The organism is Microbacterium sp. ET2 (assembly GCF_030347395.1).
Taxonomy (GTDB): Bacteria; Actinomycetota; Actinomycetes; order Actinomycetales; family Microbacteriaceae; genus Microbacterium; species Microbacterium albipurpureum.
This window is the reverse complement of sequence record NZ_CP128170.1, coordinates 2,437,937-2,457,279: the sequence shown is the minus strand read 5'-3', so window position 1 is coordinate 2,457,279 and position 19,343 is coordinate 2,437,937. Positions and strand designations below refer to the sequence as shown.

Genomic DNA, 19,343 nt, shown 5'->3' with positions numbered 1-19,343 from the left:
GTCAGAGAAGGAGCTGGCTGAGCGGGTGGACGAGGTAGAGGAGCGAGTACGCCTCCCAGATGGCGCCGATGACGAGAAGCGCCAGCGCGGGAAGCGACAGGAAGCCGATGCTCTTCAGCCCCTCGAGATAGCCGCGGCGTCGGGTGGGCGCACCGATCAGCTTCGGGCGGAGCCAGTTGCGGCCGAGGAGGTAGGCGCCGAGGAGGATCAGCACGTACGCCTGCAGCTCGATGAGCACGGTGAGAAGGTGCGGAATCATCGCCACCCAGCCGACTGGCGTCGACTGCACGAGGGTGATCCCGGTCTCGACGGCCCAGTACCCGAAGAAGGCCAGTCCCGCGAAGGGCACGATGAGCGACGGCAGGATGATGGTCGCCAGGCTCAGGCGGAACACATTCACCGCGAAGATCAGCAGTGCGAACAGCGGCGCCGATCCGAGAACTGAGCTGATGAGGTCGCTCGTGCCGTCGGTCTCGAGGGTCTGGGCACGGGCGGCGGGCAGCTCGGGGAAGATCATGCCCACTGCGAATCCGATCGCGAGGAGGCCGTACGCGGCGAGATTGAGAAGGCCGTAGACGCGGGCGTTCTCGCGGATGATGCGGAAGGGACGGCGGAAGAAGGGGGTGCTCTTCGACGGCGCGACGGCGGGGACGGCTTGCGTTGTAGGCATGCATCCATCGCACCGGATGACGGCCTGCGGCGGCAGTGTCGGGGTGACACGTTCTGGGGTGACATTCGTCAGGGGTGGGGGTGAGGGATGCTGGGTTTGGATTTTTGTTCTATACAGAGTTGTCATGCGCAAACCCGAATGTCGGAACCCCCTGCGATGATGGGGGTAGGTCATCGAGATGGGGATTCCAGTGGACGCGGACGAGAAGCGGCGGCGGGCGGAGGACAAGCGCGCCGGGGTGTTCGCGGATGAGCTGGCGAAGCTGCAGCGTGCGGAGGCGAAGCTTGCCGCGAAGAAGACCCGGCTGCTGGCCGACGCGTACGCGCTGACGCTGGAGCAGCGGTCACGGATCGGGTCCGCGTCGTCGCGGGAGCGGGACATGCCGTTACGGTCCATGGCGCTGGAGCTCGGGATGGCCGTCCGGGTCAACGACCGGTCGATGCAATCGCAGATGCACGACGCGCACGAACTGATCGAGCTGTTCCCCCAGACGATGGAGGCGCTTTCGGAGGGCCGGGTCACGCGGGCGCATGCGCAGGTGATCCAGGACGCCGGGCGGGTGATCGAGGATGCCACGGACCGGGCCGCGTTCGAACGCATCGTGCTGGTGGAGGCGGAGCGGCAGACGGTGCCGCGGACGAAGAAGTACGCCATCCAACGCGCCGCGGTGCTGGACCCGCGGCCGATTCAGGAACGACACGACAAAGCCATTCGGGAACGGCGGGTGTGGGTCACCGACCTGGATGACACCCTGTCGGCCCTGACGATCGTGGGCGGCAACGTCTACATCCACGGCGCCTACAACCGGCTCACGGGCCAGGGCACCGAGATCAAGACCGTGGACCGGGAGAAGCGGCGCGCACACGCCGCCGCAAAGGCCGAGGCGGAGAAGGCGGGCGGTAACGGGGCCGCGTTCGGAGTCGGTGGCGGGGACGGTGAGGGCGACGGCGGCGGCAGCAGAGATGACGACCGTGCCGCAGCTGAGAATGCTGAGCCGTGGTTCGATGACCGGTCGCTGGACGAGATCCGCTGCGACCTCGCCCTGGACATGCTCCTGGCCGGCTCCCCGGTGATCGACCCCACCGACCCCGCCACCGGCGGGCTCGGCGCCATCCGAGCCGAAGTGCAGATGACCATCCCCATCACCACGTTGACGGGAGTGACGAACTCCGGGGCCGAGTTGAACGGGGTCACCCCGGTCGACCCGGAGACAGCCCGAAGGATGGCCGGGACGGCGAGAGTGTGGGAACGGGTGATGACCGACCCCATCAGCGGGGTCGTGACCGCGGTGGACCGGTATCAACTTCATCCATCCCAAACCCGGTACCTCAACGCCCGCGACGTCACCTGCCGAACACCGGGATGCCGCAGGCCGGCGAAGCTCTGCCACATCGACCACTCGAAGGACTTCGCGCTCGGCGGGCCCAGCTGCAACGACAACCTGTGCAACGAATGCGCCCGACACCACACGTTGAAGCATGCGACGAACTGGCATGTCGAACAGCTGCCCGGCGGGGTGCTGAAGTTCACCAGCCCCGGCGGGAAGACCTACGACAGCCACCCACCCTCACGCGTCGCGTTCGTCCCCACCGACGACGGCGAACTCACCGTCGCGCCCTTCTGAGGGGATCGAGATGAGTCTCGTGGCCCAGGGCAACCCGTTGTCGCCCGGCGCACACCGACCGTTCTTCCCCGTACGGATTCCTCAACATTTCCACAGGACTGGCTCGATGAGCGGCCCACATGCCTTCCGCGGCCCTATCGTGGGACGCAACCCGTCCGGAAGCACCACCGAGACTCAAAGGAGAGTCTTATGGTCACCACCCTCCTCATCATCGCCATCGTCGCGGTCGTGGCCTGGATCGCCCTCTCGATCACCGCGGGGCTTCTCGTCGGCCGCAGCATCTCGGTCGCCGACCAGCACGAGCGCCCCGTCGCGCCAGCGAGGGCGATCTCGGCACGCAGCGCACCGACGCACTGACGAACGGGCGGGCCCCGTGGCATCCGATTGTTACGAATGTGCGAACAGGCGAGGGTGCGAAGAGGCGCTCTCAGGCTCGGGGCCTACGCTTAGCGAGGACTCCCCCGGTCAGGCAACGCCCGCGCGCACACCCCCAGCGCGCGGTGACGCGCGAACTCCCCCCGTTCGCCGCTTGTGCCCGTGAAGTCCCGCCCTCTCGAGCGCCCCTCGCCAGACGTGCGCTCGAGGGGGCCACGTGTCTGCAGCGTGCGGGTCACCCGACCGAGTCGATCGTCGACCACAGGACATCGATCACGCACAGCTCCCCGTCGTGCTCGCCGAACAGCACATCGCCGGGGAACCTGAGGCCCTCCGAGACGCGGGATCCGTCGAGCTCCAGATTGATGATCCATTCGGCGTCGAGGGGCACCGGGTCGGAGCGCCAGCTGCCCGGGTCGAAGCGCTCGGGTTCGCCGGGCTCCAGCCCTCGCCAATCGGCGGACTCCCCGAAGTCGGCACCGCTGTCGTCGCAGGCGACGGCGGCCGCGTCTTCCGACGCACCGGCGGCGATGACCCGGTCGGCCTGCCGGATGACCGCCGCACCCTCCGGTCCCCAGACGACGGTGTCGAGGGAGCATCCCGCAAGCACGAGAGCGAGGGTGATCGTGCCGACGGCTGCAACGCTTCGACGAACGAGGGGCATGCGCCGAGACTAACGATCAGCGGCAGACGGAGTCGCAGCCTCGAGGTGCGGGCGCGCCGCCTGCATGAACACCGCGGGATCGTCGGCCCAGAAACGGATCTCATCGACACGCACAACACCCTGCGGCATCGCCACATCGATCGGACGCTCGAGTTCGACCGCGAGGTTGGTCTCATCCTGCATCGGCAGGTGCACGGTCCACGTGTCATCCGTTCGTCCGGGCGTGAACTTCGGACCCTTGTGCCGGACCTCGCGCCGGCGGGCGACCGAGAGGACGTCATCCCAGGTGAGCGCGATCTCCAGGTCGGTGCTCTGCCGGATGCGGAGGCCACCCGGACCGACGGCGTGCGGACGCGTGAGATAGCCCGCCAGCATCCCGAGCATGAAGACGACACCCCAGATCCCGAGGATCAGGAGAGGAATGCGCACGAACGGCCAGGGATGCACGATCAGATCTATGATCGGGACCTCGAGCGCCGACAGCACGATGAAGATGGTGAGGATGCCGGTGACGGGCCGGTGATAGGGAACCGCGACCGCTCCCGCCGGGACCCGCGGTCGGAAGAAGATGAGCCGAGCGAGGCTGACCCATCCCGCCGCTTCCATCTGGGCCGCACGCCGCGCGAGGCGTTTCGCGCGATCGCCTCGCGTCTCCTCGGGAAAGGCGGGACCCGACACGGCCGCCTCCGTCGCGGTGGCGGACGCCGGAACAGATGCGGATGTCACGGCATATCCTTCCGCTCGCGCGCCGCGGCGAGCATGATCTCGTAGCGGTCCGCCAGCTTCTTCAGGCCCGCGGCGAGCGCCGCCTCCTCGGCCGGTGCGAGTTCGGCGACGAGGTCGTCGGCCATCTGCTCGCGTTGAGCGACCATCTGCTGCATGACGTCGAGGCCGAGCCCGGTGAGGGTGACGAGCGTCGCCCGCCGGTCGGTCGGATGAGGTGCGCGCTCTACATGCCCGCTCGCCTCCAGCGCATCCACCAGTCCGGTCACGTTGCGGGGGCTGACCTTCAGCGCCGTCGCCAGCGCCTGCTGCGTCGAGGGCCCCGTCGATTGGAGAACCCAGAGAAGGGCGGCGCGAGACACCGTCAACGACGTGCCCGCGAAGGGCTCGGCCATGTCGCGTTGCACGAGTTCGGCCAGGCGCATCACGCCGTCGAGGATGCGAAGGGCGTCGCTCAACGCGCATCCTCAACCACGGCGGTATGCGGGGCGAGCTGGCCCAGAAGCGTGGAGATGTCGGAGGCGATCCACTCCTCGGTGATGAGCCCATCCCTCACGCGATAGTGCTCGAGGCTCTGCCACGACACCGTGCGGCCCGTAGCCGGAATCCCGAGGAAGTCGCCGGTGTGACGAGCGGTGTACGTGATGTTGAAGGCAACCAGGTCGCCATCGGCGAGCTCGTGTCGGATATCGAGCGTCAGGTCTGAGAAGGATGCATTCATGATCGCGACATTGCCGAGCCAGGCCTCACGACCGACGAGAGTCTCAGGTGCACCGTGGACGGTGATGCGGAAATCGTCGGTGAGGAGGGGAACGACGTCGTCCGACCTGCCAGCGGCGACGAGGTCGAGCCCGGTTCGCAGCAGGGTGATGTTCGGGTGCGTCGAATCAGTCATCATGTCTCCATTTCGTGTATCTGCTTCACAATGTATCAGGATCACGACATTGCCTTGGTGGCGGGGACATAGAGTGAGCGCGACAGCGCCGACCCGACGGTGCTCCAGCGACGAGGTGGTCGATGAACGAGATGGCGATCGAACTCCCCGAGGGCCGCACCGTGGCATGGTGGGAGTTCGGCGATCCGGACGCCACCACCGTGGTGCTCAACTGTCACGGCGGACTGATGGACGGCCGCGACGTCGCCCTCACCGACGGGGTCGCGCGCGAGCGCGGCATCCGGATCGTCTCCCCCGACCGCCCCGGAGTCGGGGGCACCTCGCGAGCACGCCACTCCGGGATGCTGCCGTGGGTCCAGAGGGACGTGCGCCCTCTGCTCGACCACCTGGGAATCGCGAGCTGTGCGGTCATGGGATGGTCGGAAGGCGGTCAGTACGCCCTGGCCATCGCCCACGAACTGCCCGAGCGCATCACGCGCGCGGCGGTCATCGCCGGCGCGCTCCCGCTGGACGACCCGCAGAACCGCGCACATCTGAATCGACCCGATCGGCGCCTGGCTGCCCTGTCGGAGCATGCACCGACCCTCGCGCACGCTTACTTCGCCGCCGCGAGGCGGATGGGACGGCACGTGCCGGATCGGTTCGCCGCGGCATCCGCTCGGGTCCTGGACGCCACCGACCAGGCGGTGATCCACGCGCACGAAGACTGGTTCGTGTCCTCGGCGCTCGGGGCGATGGACGACCTAGGCGGCGCGACGGACGAGTATCGGGTGTTCGTGGCCCCGTGGGGGTTCGCGCCCGAGGGCGTCACCGTGCCCGTAGACGTCCACCAGGGCAGTGCCGACCAGCTGATCGAACCGGAGTGGGCCGAGGAGCTCGCGGCGCGGTTGATGCATGGCCGACTCATCCGATGGCCCGGTGAGGGGCACTTCATCGCCGTCACGCGACGGGCGGAGATCCTGGAGCGGATCGTCGAGGCCGGCTAGGCTCGCCGGATGGCGGATGAGGGGAAGTCGCGAAACGGCATGGGCCTGGGGATCGCCCTCGGCCTCCCCTTCGGCGCCGTCATCGGGATGCTGCTGTTCGACAACATCGCGACCGGAGCGGGGCTCGGGCTGGTGTTCGGCATCGCGATCGGCGCGGCCATCGACGCCCGCTCGACGTCGGAAGACGACGACGAGGCCGAGGAGGGACGGTAGCGACCGGCAGGGGTCAGCGACGCGCCGCGCGGTCGTGCCGCACGCGCGCGACGAGGGTCGCCACGACGATCAGGACGACAGCGACGATCGCCGCCACGCCCGTCGGCGGTGAGAAGGGCTCGTCGGTGAACCGCGCGATGGCGACCCACGCGACACCCCAGCTCAGGGAGAGCGCCGGAGCGATCCGTCCACCTCCCCAGAAGGCCAGCGCGATGCCGACCGCCGCCGCGACGACGAGCACGAACGACGACCAGATCTCGGGCGCGATGCCGAAGCCGTCGAAGCCGACCGCGTAGAAGATCGCCGTCGCGTTGGCGGCGGTGGCGATGATGACCCAGCCGAGATAGAGGCCGATCGCGCCGTCGGCGACGACGACCTCGACCTTGTTCTTCGGGCGCGTCTGACGCAGGATCACGAAGATCCGGCACAGCACCACCAGCAGCAGGACGATCACCGGAAGGCTCAGGGCCAGCAGGTTCAGCTGAACGACGCCGATCCAGACGGCGTTGAGGATGAGGGATGCGGCGACCCACCAGCCGATCCGCTGCTGCCGCTCATCGAAGCGCTGCGCGGGCAGAGCCTGCCAGATGGCGTACGCGAGCATTCCGGTGTAGATGACGCTCCAGATGCGGAACGCCCCGGTGCCGGGGGCGATGAGCGTGGAATCGGAGTCGAGGAACCCGCCCGCGGCGTCTTGGATCGGGGTCCCGAAGAACACGCCCGAGCCGATGAAGGCCGCCACGATCGCGAGGATCGAACTGACGAGGATGATGATCTGACGCGCAATCGCCCTCGTGCGGGTCGTGGGCTCGGTGGTCGTGTGAGAGGCGGTCTTGCTGGACATCCTGACTCCTTGCTCGTGGCGTCGAACGCTCCGCCGGACACCGGGCGCTCACCAGGTTGTTCTCACGGTAGGCCGGTCGCGGATGCACCGCCAGGAGTTGCTCTTGCGCAGTCGGTGTGCGGGTGTAGCGTTCGACGCAAGCCACCGTGGCCTCAGAGAGCGAGCCCAGCCGTGACCTCCAGCTCCGTCATCCGTCGTCCTCGTCGCCTCGGACTCGCCCTGCTCGCCGGCATCGGCGCCGCAGTGCTGGCGCTGGGAGGTTCGGCTGCCGCGCAGGCATCAGGCACCCCGGAGGTGACGACCGCGGAGAGCTCGATCGCGGTCGGCGAGACCACCGTGGTCACCGCGACCGGCCTCGGCGGCCTCGAGCAGGCGTTCTTCGGACTCGGCGACACGTCGGCGGCCGTTTTCACCGAGAACAACGACAGCGTCTACGAGGCGCCCGTCTCGAACGGCGAGGCGACGGCGACACTCAGCGCGCTGACGGAGGGCACCAACACCATCTCGGTCGGCGACGGCGAGAACGTGCTCGCGACGGTCGAGATCACCGTCACCGCGGGCGGGGACGGGGGCGGCGTCGCGATCACCGCGAACCCGACATCGATCGACACCGGTGAGAGCACGACGGTCACCGCGACCGGGCTCGGCGGACTCGAAGAGGCCTCGTTCGGGCTCGGCGGCACCGGCAGCGGCTCCTTCGACGGCGGTGGAACCTCGGCTCAGGTACCCGTGACGAACGGCGAGGCAACCACCACCTTCACCGCCACCGAGGCGGGTGACCTCGTCATCGCGGTCGGCGACGGCGAGACGCCGCTCGCGTCGGTGGATGTCGCCATCACGGCCGCGCCCACGCCGACGCCGACGCCCACGCCCACGACGGCGAGCCCGACCGCGGCGCCGGAACCGGCGGGCGACAGCTCAGGCCTGCTGATCGGGATCATCATCGCGCTCGTCGTGCTGATCCTCGCGATCGTGGTCACCTGGATCGTCCTGTCGCGACGGAGCAGGCAGGCGGGGGCGGGCTCGGGCACCAGCGGCCCCGGCGGTGACAGCATGCGGATGGACGGGACGTGACCCGCAAGACGTAGGGCCCGGATGATGTTCGACGACAGGGTCGACGCGGGGCGGCGCCTCGGTGCCCACCTGCGAAGCCTCGGCGTCACCGCGGATGTCGTAGCGGGGCTTCCCCGCGGCGGCGTGCCCGTGGCGGCCGAGGTGGCGACGATCCTCGGAACCCCGCTCGACGTGATCATCGTCCGCAAGCTCGGCTACCCCCGTCATCCCGAGGTCGCGATGGGGGCGATCGGCGAGGAGGGCGTCCGCCTCATCGACGCCGACCTCGTCCGCCACCTCGGTGCGACCCGCGCCGAGATCGACACGGTCGAAGAGCGCGAGCGCGATGTGCTGACCCGCCGGGCCGCGGCGCTGCGCGGCGATCGACCGCCGCGGAACCTCGCCGGCGCACGCATCCTCATCATCGACGACGGCATCGCGACGGGCGCCACCGCCTCCGCGGCGTGCCTGGTCGCGCGAGAGCGCGGCGCCGCCGAGGTGATGGTGGCCGCACCGGTCGGGGGCAGTGACGCCGTCCGCCGCGTCCGCGGCGCCGACCGGGTGATCTGCCTCCAGCGGCCGGCCGGCTTCCGGGCCGTGGGCGCGTACTACCGCGACTTCGGCCAGACCACCGATGCCGAGGTGGTGGCGCTGCTGGAGAAGACCGAGCCGAGCGGGTTCTGAGACGCAGCACCCCCGGCGTCCGCATGGATGCCGGGGGTGCTGTGGTGCCTGTGCCCTCTGGTGAAGAGGGCGTCAGCCGGCGCTGATCAGCTGTTGCTGGGCACGGCGTCGGGGTACTGCTCGAGCCAGGCCTCGACGGCCTCGGCTTCGCGACCCTCGCCGTACTCGTTGACCACGAGGTCTTCGAGCGCGCCGTACTGCTCGTCGTTCAGCTGGATCTCACCGATGAGCTCGGCGGCCTCTGCGCAGCGGTCGGAGAACCCGGCGGTGCCGAGGAAGTGCAGAGCCTCGGCCTCACCCATGGCGCCCATGGGGTCTTCGAGGTCCTTGACGTCGTAGGCGTCGTTGGCCCAGAAGGGACGCCAGAGCGTCACGACGATGTCCTCTTCGGCCGCGATCGCGGCATCCAGCTCGGCCAGCATCGCCGCCGTGGAGGAGGTGACCAGCTCGTAGTCGCCGTCGAGACCGTACTCGGGAAGCATCGAGTCCTGCGTCTGGGCGGTGAGGCCGGCACCCGGCTCGATGCCGACGATGCGTCCGCCGAAGCGGTCGGCGTTGCCCTCGAGGTCTTCGATCGAGTCGATGTCGACGTAGCTGGGCACCGCGATGGTCAGCTTGGCATTGTCGTAGTACGCGCCGAGGTCCTCGATGTCGTCGCCGTACTCCTCCATGTAGGAGGCGTGGGTGAGCTCCGGCCAGGCCGACGGGTAGATGTCGACGTCGCCCTGCGCGAGACCGGTGTACAGCGGCCCCGCCTCGGTGAGGGTCTCCATCTCGACGTCGATACCGCGCTCGCCGAGGAGGTTCTCCAGCAGGTAGGCGGTGCTCAGCCCGTCGGTCCACGACGGGAGGAACCCGAGCGTGACGGTGTCGCAGTTCTCGGCCGAGGCGTCGCCGCCGCCTGCCGGCGCCGCGTCATCCGATCCTCCGGCGCAGCCGGCGAGCGTGAGGGTTGCTGCCGCCCCGAGCGCGAGGAATCCGGTGAGGTTCTTCTTCTTCATTCGCTGTGCTCCTTGATGCATATCAGTCACTCGTTCCGTATCTGTTCTCTTGGTGTTGAGCGTGCGTCGCCGCGCGCTCGGTCAGAGGGCTTTCACCCTCTGGTCTTCGGGTGCAGCGACCTGCTCCTGCGCCCGCGGTTCGGTGGTCGTGGCCGTCCCTGCGGTGAGGCGTCGCCGGCGCAGGGCGCCCAGGATCGACGAGGAGTACTCGCCGGGACTCCCGAGCGCCGCGGTGACGCGGTCGAGGTAGACGGCGATGATGACGACGGCGAGACCGGCCTCCACGCCGATGGCGAGTCGCGCGGTCGAGACCGACTGCACGACGAGCTTTCCGAGGCCGTCGGCGCCGACGATGCCGGCGAGCACCGCCATCGACAGCGCGAGCATGATCACCTGGTTGACGCCCGCCATGATGGTCGGCATCGCCAGGGGCAACTGGATTCCCCGGAGGATCTGGCCGGGCTTCGCGCCGAACGCGTAACCGGCCTCGACCGTCTCGGAGTCCACGCCGCGGATCCCGAGCTCGGTGAGCCGGACGCCCGGCGGCAACGCGAAGATGACCGTCGCCACGACCCCCGGCACCACGCCGATGCTGAAGAACGTGATCGCAGGGATCAGGTAGACGAAGCCGGGCATCGTCTGCATGAAGTCGAGCACCGGCTTCAGGATGGCGCGGACGGTGTCGTTGCGCGCCGACCAGATGCCGAGTGGGATCGCGATGAGGAGCGCCACCACGGTGGCCACGAGCACGAGTGCGAGGGTCTGCATCGACTCGACCCACAGGTCCATCGCCACGATGAGCGTGAAGGTCACGGCTGTGCCGACTGCCATCTTCCACGAGCGCACAGCCCAGCCGATGAGCGCGAACAGCAGGATCGCCAGCGGGACCGGAACGGCGAGGAGGCCGTCGGTGAGCCCCTCGACGAGCACCCGCACGACGACGGTGATGAAGTCGAAGAAGCCGCTGAAGGTGTCGCGAGCCCAGTCGACGGCGTCTTCGACCCAGGTGCCGATCGGAATGCGGAAACCATCCATCAGAGTGCCCCCTCCTCGGTGTTCGACGGTTCGGGGTACCCCGCCAGCAGTTCGTCGATCTCCGTGGTCGGCATCGGCTGGATCGGGATCGTGATCTCCCCCGTGGCTCCCGTGCCCGGCTGGAGGGCGGCGAGGAGGGTGACCCGGGGGATGACGCCGACGAGGCGTCCCCCGCTGTCGGTGACCCCGACCGGCAGGGGCGACTCGACCGCCGGGACGAAGAGGTTCATCAGCACCTCGTCTTCCGAGACAGTGGGCGGTGCGGGCCGGATCGCCGAGAGCAGCGACCGCTCACCGCGACGAACCAGCTTGACCGCATCGCGATCGCTCACCACGCCGAGGAGACGCCGGTCGCGGTCGACCACGTACGCCGCCGACATGTAGGCGTCGCGCATGAGGCGAAGAGCCGTGCGGGGCCCTCCGCTGTCGGTGATCACCGGGCGCGGGCGCTCCATCACATTGGCCGCCGTCAGCACGCGGGCGCGGTCGACGTCCTGGACGAATTGCTCGACGTAGTCGTTGGCGGGGTCGGTGAGGATGTCCTCGGGCGTGCCGATCTGCACGATCCGACCGTCGCGCATCACCGCGATCCGGTCGCCGAGGAACATCGCCTCGTTGAGGTCGTGGGTGATGAAGACGATCGTCTTCTTCAGCGTCCGCTGCAGCTCGAGCAGCTGCTCCTGCATCTCGCGCCGGATCAGCGGATCAAGCGCGCTGAAAGCCTCATCCATCAGGAGGATGTCGGTGTCAGCGGCGAGCGCGCGTGCGATGCCGACCCGCTGCTTCATGCCGCCCGACAGCTCATCGGGCAGCTTGTCGCCCCATCCCCCCAGACCGACCAGCTCGAGGATCTCCTCGGCCTTGGCACGGCGCTCGTCCTTGCCGACGCCGCGAAGCTCGAGCGGATACGCCACGTTCGCCGCGACCGAGCGGTGCGGCAGCAGGGCGAAATGCTGGAAGACCATCGAGACGCGGTCGCGCCGAAGGGCTCGAAGCCGGGTGGGCGAGACGTCGCCGATCGAGTCACCACCGATGGTGACCTCACCGGCCGTGAGGTCGTGCAGTCCGTTGAGCATGCGGATGACGGTCGACTTGCCCGATCCCGACAAGCCCATGATCACGAAGATCTCACCGGGGTTCACGCTGAAGCTGGCGTCGATGACCGCGGCGGTTCCGGCGTCGGCCACCTCGTCACGGCGGGCGCCCGCGCGAAGGCGTTCGACCGCCGCTCGGGGATTGCGACCGAAGACTTTGAAGAGGCCTCGGGCCTCGATGGCAGGAGTGATCGTCACAGGCACCTCGGCAGTCACGTGACTGCATTCGGTCACGCCCGGGTGGCGGCTTCGGGGCGCGGGGCGCCGGAAAGCGGGCATCGGACCCGCCGGATGAAGTCGCCGACCGTACGCTCACCGGTCTGGCTTTCGGGAGCCACCAGCAACCGCGGACTGGTCGGGGGTGGGCCGTAACGGGCCCGGCCCAACCGTTTCACAGACCCGGAGGGGAACGCAAATCCCCCGTCGTGCGGATGCGTGGACGACACCATGATGGGAACTGTGTCTGAAGACGGGGCGAACGAGGAGGGCGAGCGGGAGCGGTGGCTCGTCATCGACGGTCGCCGCTGGCGCCGCACCGACCCCTCGCTGCCCGAAGATGTGGTGACCGCGCTCACCTCGCACCTCGGGCGCGCACGCTCTGCGGTCAAAACCGCGCGGCGTGCGAGCCAGGAAGACCCCGACGCACTGGCGGCTGCGCGCGCCCGCGTGAACCTCGCCAAGCACGGACTCGGCGAGCGCGGCCCCTACTGGTGGGACCGGCCCGAAGGTGAGCGCCGCGAAGCGGCGCTCACCGCCCTCGCCGAGCTCGACGCGCTGACGGCCGACCCGCCGCCCGGGTGAGGGCCGGCACGACGCGAAGGAAGACGACCATCCCGACGAGCTCGACGAGCGTCTGGGTGACCACCGCCAACGGGGTGAGCGCGAAGGAGGCGGGCAGCGCGAGGGCGAGCGGCAGCACGACGAGCGAGTTGCGTGTGGCGCCGCTGAAGACGACAGCCCGGGTTTCGGGGACGGGGAGCCGCGCGAGACGCCCCGCACCGAGACCGGCGAAGAGCATGATCGCGAGGAACGCGACGTAGATCGGCACGAGGCGCACGAGCGCGGCGGCCGCAGCGCCGACATCCGCGATCTGCGACCCGACCACCACCGTGAGCGTCGCCATCATCAGGGGCACCATCGCCGCCGCGAAGAATCGCTCGATCCGCCGGCCGATCCGGTGGCGGCGAGCGAGCTCCTGCACGAGCGCTGCTGCCACGAGGGGCACGACGATGAGCCAGAGGAAGGCTTCCGCGAAGGGGGCGATGTCGATGTCGGCGACGACCGCCCCACCCGCGAAGAGCCACAGGTACATAGGGAGCAGCACGATCTGCACGAGCATCAGCAGCGGCGTCGCGGCGAGGAGGCGCGCGCGAGCGCCTCCGGCGAGGCCGGTGAAGACGATGACGTAGTCCACGCAGGGGGTGAGCAGCACCAGCAGCACGCCGAGGAGGAGGGCGCGGTCGTCGGCGACGAACCGTGAGAGACCGAAGGCGACGAGCGGGACGATCACGAAGTTCAGAGCGAGCACCGTGCCGAGGAACCGGATGTCGCGGAACGCCCGTCCCACCTCGATCAGGGGCACCCCGAGGAAGGTGGCGAACAGCAGCAGCGCGAGCACCGGAGTGGTCGCGAGGGACAGAGCGGGGCCGGCGGCGGGCAGGGCGAGCCCGACGACGACACCGAGCGCGATGGCGGCGACGTACAGCCAGACCTGGTGGCGATCCCACCACACGGCTGCCGACGTCACAGGATCAGCCTAGGGACCTCTGGTTCGTAGCGTTCAGGCGCCGCGGTCGCTCAGGTGCCGCAGTAGGTGACGTATGGACCGAAGGCCTCGGGCGCCGGCTGCTCATACCGGGTGAGTCCAGGGCGGGGGGTGAAGGGATCGCGGATGACCTCGACCAGCTCGTTCAGCGGCGAAAGGTTCCCGTCCGCGGATGCGGCGGCGAGCGCCTCCTCCACGAGGTGGTTCCGCGGGATGTAGAGCGGATTGACCCGGTCCATCAGATCGGCGTCGGGCGCGAGCGCCAGCCACCGCTCGACCCACAGGTCGAAGGGTGCCGGATCGGCGAAAAGTGCGCGCGCCGGCTCGCGATCACCCCGCGCCGCCGAGGCCAGGCGACGGAAGAACGAGGTGTAGTCCACCCGTGCCATCGCCAGCATGTCGAACATGTCGTTCACGAGCGCCGCGGTCCGCTCGTCGTCGGGCGTGCCGCCGAGTCTGGCGTGCATCCCCTCGGCCCAGGCGGCGTTGTAGGTCTCGCGGTAGGCGGCGAGCGACTGCTGGGCGGTCGCGACTGCGGCATCCATATCCGAGGCATCCGTGCCCTCCGCCAGCAACGGCAGGAGCGCCTCGGCGAAGCGAGCGAGATTCCACTCGCCGATGGCGGGCTGCGCGCCATAGGCGTAGCGGCCCTGCTGGTCGATGGAGCTGAAGACGGCGCCGACGTCGAAGGTGTCGAGGAAGGCGCAGGGTCCGTAGTCGATCGTCTCGCCCGAGATCGTCATGTTGTCGGTGTTCATGACGCCGTGGACGAATCCGACGAGCATCCACCGGGCGATGAGGCGCGCCTGCGCGTCGATCACCGCGTCGAGAAGGGCGAGGGCCCGGTTGTCGGCGTCGGCGGCGTGCGGATAATGGCGCGCGATGGCGTGGTCGACCAGGCGCTCGAGCAGCGCAGTATCGCCCGTGGCGCGGGCGAGCACGAACGTGCCGACTCGCAGATGGCTCGACGCGACCCGGGTGAGCACCGCGCCCGGGAGGTCGCTCTCGCGCCGCACGGTGCGACCGGTCGCGACCACGGCGAGAGCCCGCGTCGTGGGGATGCCGAGGGCGTGCATCGCCTCGCTGATGACGTACTCGCGGAGCATGGGGCCGACCGCGGAAAGGCCGTCACCGCCGCGCGAAAAGGGCGTGGGTCCCGACCCCTTCAGATGGATGTCGCGAAGCGCGCCCTCTCGGTCGGTGATCTCGCCGAGGAGCAGAGCCCGACCGTCGCCGAGGCGCGGGTTGAAGGCCCCGAACTGGTGACCGGCGTACGCCTGCGCGACGGGGCGGGCCCCCTGGGGCACGGCGGTGCCGGTGAGGAAGCCCACGCCCTCCGGGGTGCGGAGGAACGCGGGGTCGAGGCCGAGGTCGGTGGCGAGCGTGTCGTCCAGGACGAGCAGCTGCGGGACCGCGGGCTCGACCGCCTGCCAGTCGACGGCGAGCTCGGGCAGCTCGTCGGCGAAGCGGTGCGAGAGGGTGATCTCTGCGGCAGCCGTGGGCGTCATGAGGCGAGGGTACGTCACACGCCTGGAGTGCGGCTGGGCCGGGGGCGCGGACTGTATGTTTACGCCCATGATCACCCCCCTCGCCACCGTGGTCGAGGCAGACGTCGCCGAGCTCGCGGCCGCCCTTCGTGACGGTCGGATCACGAGCGTCGAGCTCGTCGCCCGCTACCTCAACCGCATCGCGTTCTACGACCGCGGCGGCATCGCCCTGAACTCGGTGATCGTGCTGAACCCCTCCGCCTTCGCCGAAGCGCGCGCTGCCGATGAACGCCGCGCCCGCGGTGAGACCCGCGGTGTGCTCGACGGCATCCCGTTCACCGCGAAGGACAGCTATTGCGTGAAGGGCCTGCCCGTCGCATCCGGATCCCCCGCGTTCGCCGATCTCATCGCGGGAGCCGACGCGTTCGCCGTCGCTCGACTGCGCGAGGCCGGCGCGGTGTTCCTCGGGCTGACGAACATGCCGCCGATGGCGGCCGGCGGCATGCAGCGAGGTTTGTACGGCCGGGCGGAGTCGCCGTACAACGCCGACTACCTCACCTCGGCGTTCGGCTCGGGGTCGTCCAACGGGTCGGGAACGGCGACCGCGGCGAGCTTCGCGGCCTTCGGCCTGGGTGAGGAGACCTGGTCATCGGGCCGCGCCCCGGCATCCCATAACGCCCTCTGCGCCTACACCCCGTCGCGCGGCATGATCTCGGTGCGCGGTAACTGGCCCCTGGTCCCCACGATGGACGTCGTCGTCCCCCACACCCGCACCATGGACGACCTCGCCCACGTGCTCGACGCCGTCGTCGTCGACGACCCGGTCACCGACGGCGACCTCTGGCGCAGCCAGCCATGGATCACCCTCCCCGCACCGTCGGAGGTGCGACCGGAGTCGTTCGCCGCGCTGCCCGCGTCAGACCTCGCGGGGCTGCGTCTGGCCGTCCCCCGCATCTACGTGGGCGCCGACGACGACAGCGCCTATCCGATCGACACACGCCCGTCGGTGATGGCGCTCTGGCAACAGCTGCGCGCCGACCTCGAAGCCGCCGGAGCCGAGGTGATCGAGGTCGACTTCCCCGCCGTGAACAACTACGAGAAGCTCCACGCCGGCGATGAGGACTTCGTCGACCGCGGCTTCGTTCCGCGTCAGTTCCTCGCCGACGAGGTCGGCGACCTGGCCGTGTGGGGCTTCGACACCTTCCTGCGCCTGAACGGCGACCCGGCGCTGCACCGGCTCGCCGACGTCGACGGCGACCGCATATTCCCCCGCCCGGCCGGCTCCCTCCCCGACCGCTACGGCATCTACCCCTTCGACATCGCGTACGACATCGCCGAGTACGTCGACGCCGCGCGTGCCGGGGTGCGGGAGCCCCGCGACATCCCGAGTGTGGAGCAGGGGATGCGAGGACTCGAGCACACCCGCAGAGTCGACGTCGACGACTGGCTCGCCGCCGAGGGGTTCGACGCCGTGATCTTCCCCACCCATGCCGATGTCGGGCCCGCCGACGCCGACGTGAACGAGGCCTCGGCCGACATCGCCTGGCGCAACGGCGTGTGGGTCTCCAACGGAAACCTCGTCCCCCGTCACCTCGGCATCCCGACCGTGACCGTGCCGATGGGGAAGATGGATGACGCGGGCATGCCCGTCGGCGTGACGATCGCCGGCGCCGCCTACGACGACGTCCGCCTCGTGCAGCTGGGCGCTGCGATCGAAGCGCTCGGGCGCCGGCGCACCACGCCCCCGCGCACGCCCGCCCTCGCCGACGAGGTGCTGTTCGATGCGCCCCGGCCGGCGGTCGCCGCAGCCCTCGACGTGCGGATCGACGAGGTGCGGGTCGACCCGGATCACGACCACACGACCGTGACGTTCACCGCGACCGTCGAGGGCGGACCGATCGACGAGGTCGTCGCCTTCGTCGACGGCGTGCGCGCGACCATCACCGTCAGCGGTTCGCGCGTCGACGGTCGCCACCACCTCGCAGCCGACGCGCACACGGTGCCTTTCAGCGAGTGGCTGCCGCCGTTCGGGCCCCTCGTCGTCGTCGTCGCACGCGGCTTCACCGGGGCGGTGGCGGGGGCCCTCGCGACCACGGAAGGATCTCCCCTATGAAAGGCAGCGCCCCTTCGACCCCGGCGTGGCGGATGCCCGCCGAGACCGCGCGGCACGAGCGGACGTGGATGGCGTTCCCCCGCGAGGGCTTCACCCTCGGCGACAGCGCCGAGGAGCGCGAGGAGGGCTACGCCACGTGGACGGCGGTGGCGCACGCGATCGCTGCTTTCGAGCCCGTGACGATGGTGGTCGACCCCACCGAGATGACGCGCGCCCGGCGGATGCTCAGCGCCGCCGTCGAGATCGTCGAGGCGCCCATCGACGAGTTCTGGATGCGCGATGTGGGCCCGACGTTCGTCGTCGACGACGACCGGCCCGGGCGGCTCGCGGCCGTCGACTGGGTGTTCAACGGCTGGGGCGCACCCGACTGGGCGGAGTGGCAGAAGTCCGCCCTCATCGGGCGCTTCGTCGGCGACCTCCTCGGTGTCGAGGTGATCAGCTCGCTGCTGGTCAACGAGGGCGGCGGCCTGCACGTCGACGGGGCGGGCACCGTGCTGCTGACCGAGACGGTGCAGCTCGACCCCCGCCGGAACCCCTTCGCCAACAAGGCGCGGGTGGAGGCCGAGATGGCCCGCACGATCGGCGCGACCGATGCGATCTGGCTCTCGCGCGGACTCACCCGCGACTACGACGACCTCGGCACCAACGGCCACGTCGACATCGTCGCGACCTTCGCCGCGCCAGACCGGGTGCTGCTCCACGAGCAGCAGAACCCCGACCACCCTGACTTCGCCGTGTCGCGACAGCTGCGCCGTGAGCTCGAGGAGGCCTTCGCCGCCCGGGGACGGGATGTGACGATCTCGGGGCTCCCGGCACCCGCGACCCTCCGCGACGACGCGGGGGTCGTCGACTGGAGCTACGTCAACCACCTCGTCGTCAACGACGGCGTGATCGCCTGCGGCTTCGGCGAGGACCTCGCCGACACCCGGGCGCGCGAGATCCTGGCCGATGCCTACCCCGGTCACCGCGTGGTGACCGTCGAGGCCCGCCCCCTGTTCGACCGCGGCGGCGGCATCCACTGCATCACCCAGCAGCAGCCCGCGGTCTGAGCCGCGCGCGGCGCCGGCCCTTGCTCCCGCGCGTCCCGCGCGGCGCCAGCCCTTGCTCCCGCGCGTCGCGCGCGGCGCCAGCCCTTGTTCCAGCGCGTCGCAGAATTGCACGGCCGTCGCAGAATTCCGCGGAAATCCTGCGTCCACGGCACGATTCTGCGACCGCGCGGCGGAGATGGCCGGGCCATGGGGTGAGGGGTGAGGGGCGAGGGGCGAGGGGTGGGGTAGCGCGGTCAGGGTGTCAGGGGCGTGATCGTCACCTCGACACCGGCGAACGGGAAAGGGAACAGGAAGAAGTACCCGGCCTCCGGGTCCCACTCCGCGACCGGCAGCAGCGCGAACCACACCTGGGCGATCACCAGCGAGAGACCTGCGACGATCATGATCGCGAGGGCGGCGCGGCGAAGCATCCGTGTCGCCGACTCGAGACCATCCGCCACTCGGATGACACGGCCGAGCGTCAGCAGCACGATCGCGGCGACCGCGATGAAGACAACGGGGCTCGGCCCCATCTGGAGCGAGAGGCACTCCGGCGCCAGATCGGTCGGCTGCCCGTTGCCGTCGATGAAGCCGCCGTCGGCGTCGAAACCGCCGGGGCAGAACGACCTCGACGCCCGGGTGAAGCCCGCGTAGACCAGGCACGTCACCAGCGTGACGACGAGCAGGCGCCGAATCTGCACGACGAGCTCGCGGCCCGCGAATGACCCCGTCAGGCCGGGCGCGGCGGCGGGAAGTGGCGGCGAGAGCTGGGGCACGCCCGCCACGCTACCCGAGCGTCTCGACGCGGGAAAGGCCTCTCCGAAGCCGGCGGATCACACCATCACGCGAACATCACACGCACGGGCCGACATTCTGTGGGAATGGCGCGATTGTGTGATCGGCGTCAGGCGGCGCCGCCGAAGAGGCGCGCGAGGATGCCGGCGCGGGGCGCCGGCTGGTGACCGGGGCAGCGCTGACCGGCGGGAACGGCCTTCATGACCTGGTCGGCGTGCTGGCCGCATCCGTCCCAGGTCGTCTTGCCACAGGTGGAGCAGGTCACGGGGTAGCACATGGGGAGTCTCCTTCGGG

The 19,343-nt window shown here is 69.8% G+C and carries 21 protein-coding genes and 1 pseudogene; 9 read left to right on the top strand and 13 right to left on the bottom strand.

The features are described from left to right. Window position 1 precedes the first annotated feature (1 nt). Window positions 2–670 carry a hypothetical protein gene (locus tag QSU92_RS12005; RefSeq protein ID WP_289262150.1) on the bottom strand — a complete coding sequence of 223 codons (669 nt, stop codon included), beginning with the start codon at window positions 668–670 and terminating at the stop codon, window positions 2–4. 178 nt (window positions 671–848) lie between these two features. Between QSU92_RS12005 and QSU92_RS12000 the strand changes: the two genes are divergently transcribed. Both QSU92_RS12000 and QSU92_RS11995 read left to right on the top strand, forming a co-directional pair. Further along, window positions 849–2,294, top strand: coding sequence for an HNH endonuclease signature motif containing protein (locus QSU92_RS12000; protein ID WP_289262148.1), 1,446 nt, complete (start codon window positions 849–851; stop codon window positions 2,292–2,294). Between the two features lie 189 nt (window positions 2,295–2,483). Beyond that, window positions 2,484–2,651 carry a hypothetical protein gene (locus QSU92_RS11995; RefSeq protein WP_289262146.1) on the top strand — a complete coding sequence of 56 codons (168 nt, stop codon included), beginning with the start codon at window positions 2,484–2,486 and terminating at the stop codon, window positions 2,649–2,651. Between the two features lie 253 nt (window positions 2,652–2,904). On the opposite strand, the gene QSU92_RS11990 is transcribed toward QSU92_RS11995, so the two are convergent. Genes QSU92_RS11990 through QSU92_RS11975 form a run of 4 tightly spaced genes read right to left on the bottom strand, consistent with a single transcriptional unit; the run spans window position 2,905 to window position 4,951 of the window. Continuing rightward, entirely contained in the window at window positions 2,905–3,333 is a 429-nt protein-coding gene (locus tag QSU92_RS11990; RefSeq protein WP_289262144.1) for a hypothetical protein, read from the bottom strand. Window positions 3,334–3,342: 9 nt separating this feature from the next. Then, window positions 3,343–4,059 (bottom strand): hypothetical protein, encoded by a 717-nt coding sequence (locus tag QSU92_RS11985; RefSeq protein WP_289262143.1) that lies wholly within the window; start codon window positions 4,057–4,059, stop codon window positions 3,343–3,345. After that, the gene (locus tag QSU92_RS11980; RefSeq protein WP_289262141.1) at window positions 4,056–4,514 is read right to left on the bottom strand and encodes a MarR family winged helix-turn-helix transcriptional regulator; all 459 of its coding nucleotides are present in this window, start codon (window positions 4,512–4,514) and stop codon (window positions 4,056–4,058) included. Before QSU92_RS11980 ends, QSU92_RS11985 begins: the two co-directional genes overlap by 4 nt. Continuing rightward, a complete protein-coding gene (locus QSU92_RS11975) occupies window positions 4,511–4,951 on the bottom strand; it encodes an ester cyclase (protein ID WP_289262139.1) in 441 nt (146 codons plus the stop codon). The genes QSU92_RS11980 and QSU92_RS11975 overlap by 4 nt, the downstream gene beginning before the upstream one ends. A 122-nt stretch (window positions 4,952–5,073) precedes the next feature. Here QSU92_RS11975 and QSU92_RS11970 point away from each other — a divergent pair, with 122 nt between their 5' ends. Next, a complete protein-coding gene (locus QSU92_RS11970) occupies window positions 5,074–5,937 on the top strand; it encodes an alpha/beta fold hydrolase (RefSeq protein WP_289262137.1) in 864 nt (287 codons plus the stop codon). Between the two features lie 9 nt (window positions 5,938–5,946). After that, window positions 5,947–6,150 (top strand): glycine zipper domain-containing protein, encoded by a 204-nt coding sequence (locus tag QSU92_RS11965; RefSeq protein ID WP_289262135.1) that lies wholly within the window; start codon window positions 5,947–5,949, stop codon window positions 6,148–6,150. Window positions 6,151–6,163: 13 nt separating this feature from the next. Here QSU92_RS11965 and QSU92_RS11960 read toward each other — a convergent pair whose 3' ends face one another. Beyond that, window positions 6,164–6,994, bottom strand: a complete 831-nt coding sequence (locus QSU92_RS11960) for a tryptophan-rich sensory protein (protein WP_289262133.1) — start codon at window positions 6,992–6,994, stop codon at window positions 6,164–6,166. A 171-nt stretch (window positions 6,995–7,165) separates the two neighbouring features. Between QSU92_RS11960 and QSU92_RS11955 the strand changes: the two genes are divergently transcribed. Together QSU92_RS11955 and QSU92_RS11950 are read left to right on the top strand one after the other, a co-directional pair. Then, window positions 7,166–8,068: a hypothetical protein gene (locus tag QSU92_RS11955; RefSeq protein WP_289262131.1), complete on the top strand. Its 903-nt coding sequence runs from the start codon at window positions 7,166–7,168 to the stop codon at window positions 8,066–8,068. A gap of 21 nt (window positions 8,069–8,089) precedes the next feature. Further along, window positions 8,090–8,731 (top strand): phosphoribosyltransferase, encoded by a 642-nt coding sequence (locus tag QSU92_RS11950; protein WP_289262129.1) that lies wholly within the window; start codon window positions 8,090–8,092, stop codon window positions 8,729–8,731. Between the two features lie 86 nt (window positions 8,732–8,817). Here QSU92_RS11950 and QSU92_RS11945 read toward each other — a convergent pair whose 3' ends face one another. The 3 genes from QSU92_RS11945 to QSU92_RS11935 form a co-directional block, all read right to left on the bottom strand. Beyond that, window positions 8,818–9,732: a glycine betaine ABC transporter substrate-binding protein gene (locus QSU92_RS11945; protein WP_289262126.1), complete on the bottom strand. Its 915-nt coding sequence runs from the start codon at window positions 9,730–9,732 to the stop codon at window positions 8,818–8,820. Window positions 9,733–9,813: 81 nt separating this feature from the next. Continuing rightward, a complete protein-coding gene (locus QSU92_RS11940; protein ID WP_289262122.1) occupies window positions 9,814–10,767 on the bottom strand; it encodes an ABC transporter permease in 954 nt (317 codons plus the stop codon). Next, a complete protein-coding gene (locus QSU92_RS11935) occupies window positions 10,767–12,077 on the bottom strand; it encodes a quaternary amine ABC transporter ATP-binding protein (RefSeq protein ID WP_289262114.1) in 1,311 nt (436 codons plus the stop codon). The genes QSU92_RS11940 and QSU92_RS11935 overlap by 1 nt, the downstream gene beginning before the upstream one ends. A 234-nt stretch (window positions 12,078–12,311) precedes the next feature. On the opposite strand from QSU92_RS11935, the gene QSU92_RS11930 reads away from it, so the two are divergent. Continuing rightward, window positions 12,312–12,662, top strand: a complete 351-nt coding sequence (locus tag QSU92_RS11930; protein WP_422880443.1) for a biopolymer transporter Tol — start codon at window positions 12,312–12,314, stop codon at window positions 12,660–12,662. Here the strand turns inward: QSU92_RS11930 and QSU92_RS11925 are convergent. Both QSU92_RS11925 and QSU92_RS11920 read right to left on the bottom strand, forming a co-directional pair. Next, a complete protein-coding gene (locus QSU92_RS11925; RefSeq protein ID WP_289262110.1) occupies window positions 12,610–13,608 on the bottom strand; it encodes an arsenic resistance protein in 999 nt (332 codons plus the stop codon). The two genes, QSU92_RS11930 and QSU92_RS11925, sit on opposite strands and share 53 nt — an antisense overlap. A 50-nt stretch (window positions 13,609–13,658) precedes the next feature. Continuing rightward, window positions 13,659–15,134, bottom strand: coding sequence for a protein adenylyltransferase SelO (locus QSU92_RS11920; protein ID WP_289262109.1), 1,476 nt, complete (start codon window positions 15,132–15,134; stop codon window positions 13,659–13,661). A gap of 67 nt (window positions 15,135–15,201) precedes the next feature. Here QSU92_RS11920 and QSU92_RS11915 point away from each other — a divergent pair. Both QSU92_RS11915 and QSU92_RS11910 read left to right on the top strand, forming a co-directional pair. Beyond that, a pseudogene (locus QSU92_RS11915) lies at window positions 15,202–16,875 on the top strand (amidase); the annotation flags it as partial. 347 nt (window positions 16,876–17,222) lie between these two features. Further along, window positions 17,223–18,275, top strand: coding sequence for an agmatine deiminase family protein (locus QSU92_RS11910; protein WP_289262107.1), 1,053 nt, complete (start codon window positions 17,223–17,225; stop codon window positions 18,273–18,275). Window positions 18,276–18,508: 233 nt separating this feature from the next. Here QSU92_RS11910 and QSU92_RS11905 read toward each other — a convergent pair whose 3' ends face one another. Continuing rightward, entirely contained in the window at window positions 18,509–19,030 is a 522-nt protein-coding gene (locus QSU92_RS11905) for a hypothetical protein (protein ID WP_289262105.1), read from the bottom strand. A gap of 128 nt (window positions 19,031–19,158) precedes the next feature. Further along, complete coding sequence (locus QSU92_RS11900) at window positions 19,159–19,326, bottom strand: hypothetical protein (RefSeq protein WP_289262103.1); 168 nt, start codon at window positions 19,324–19,326, stop codon at window positions 19,159–19,161. Window positions 19,327–19,343 lie beyond the last annotated feature (17 nt).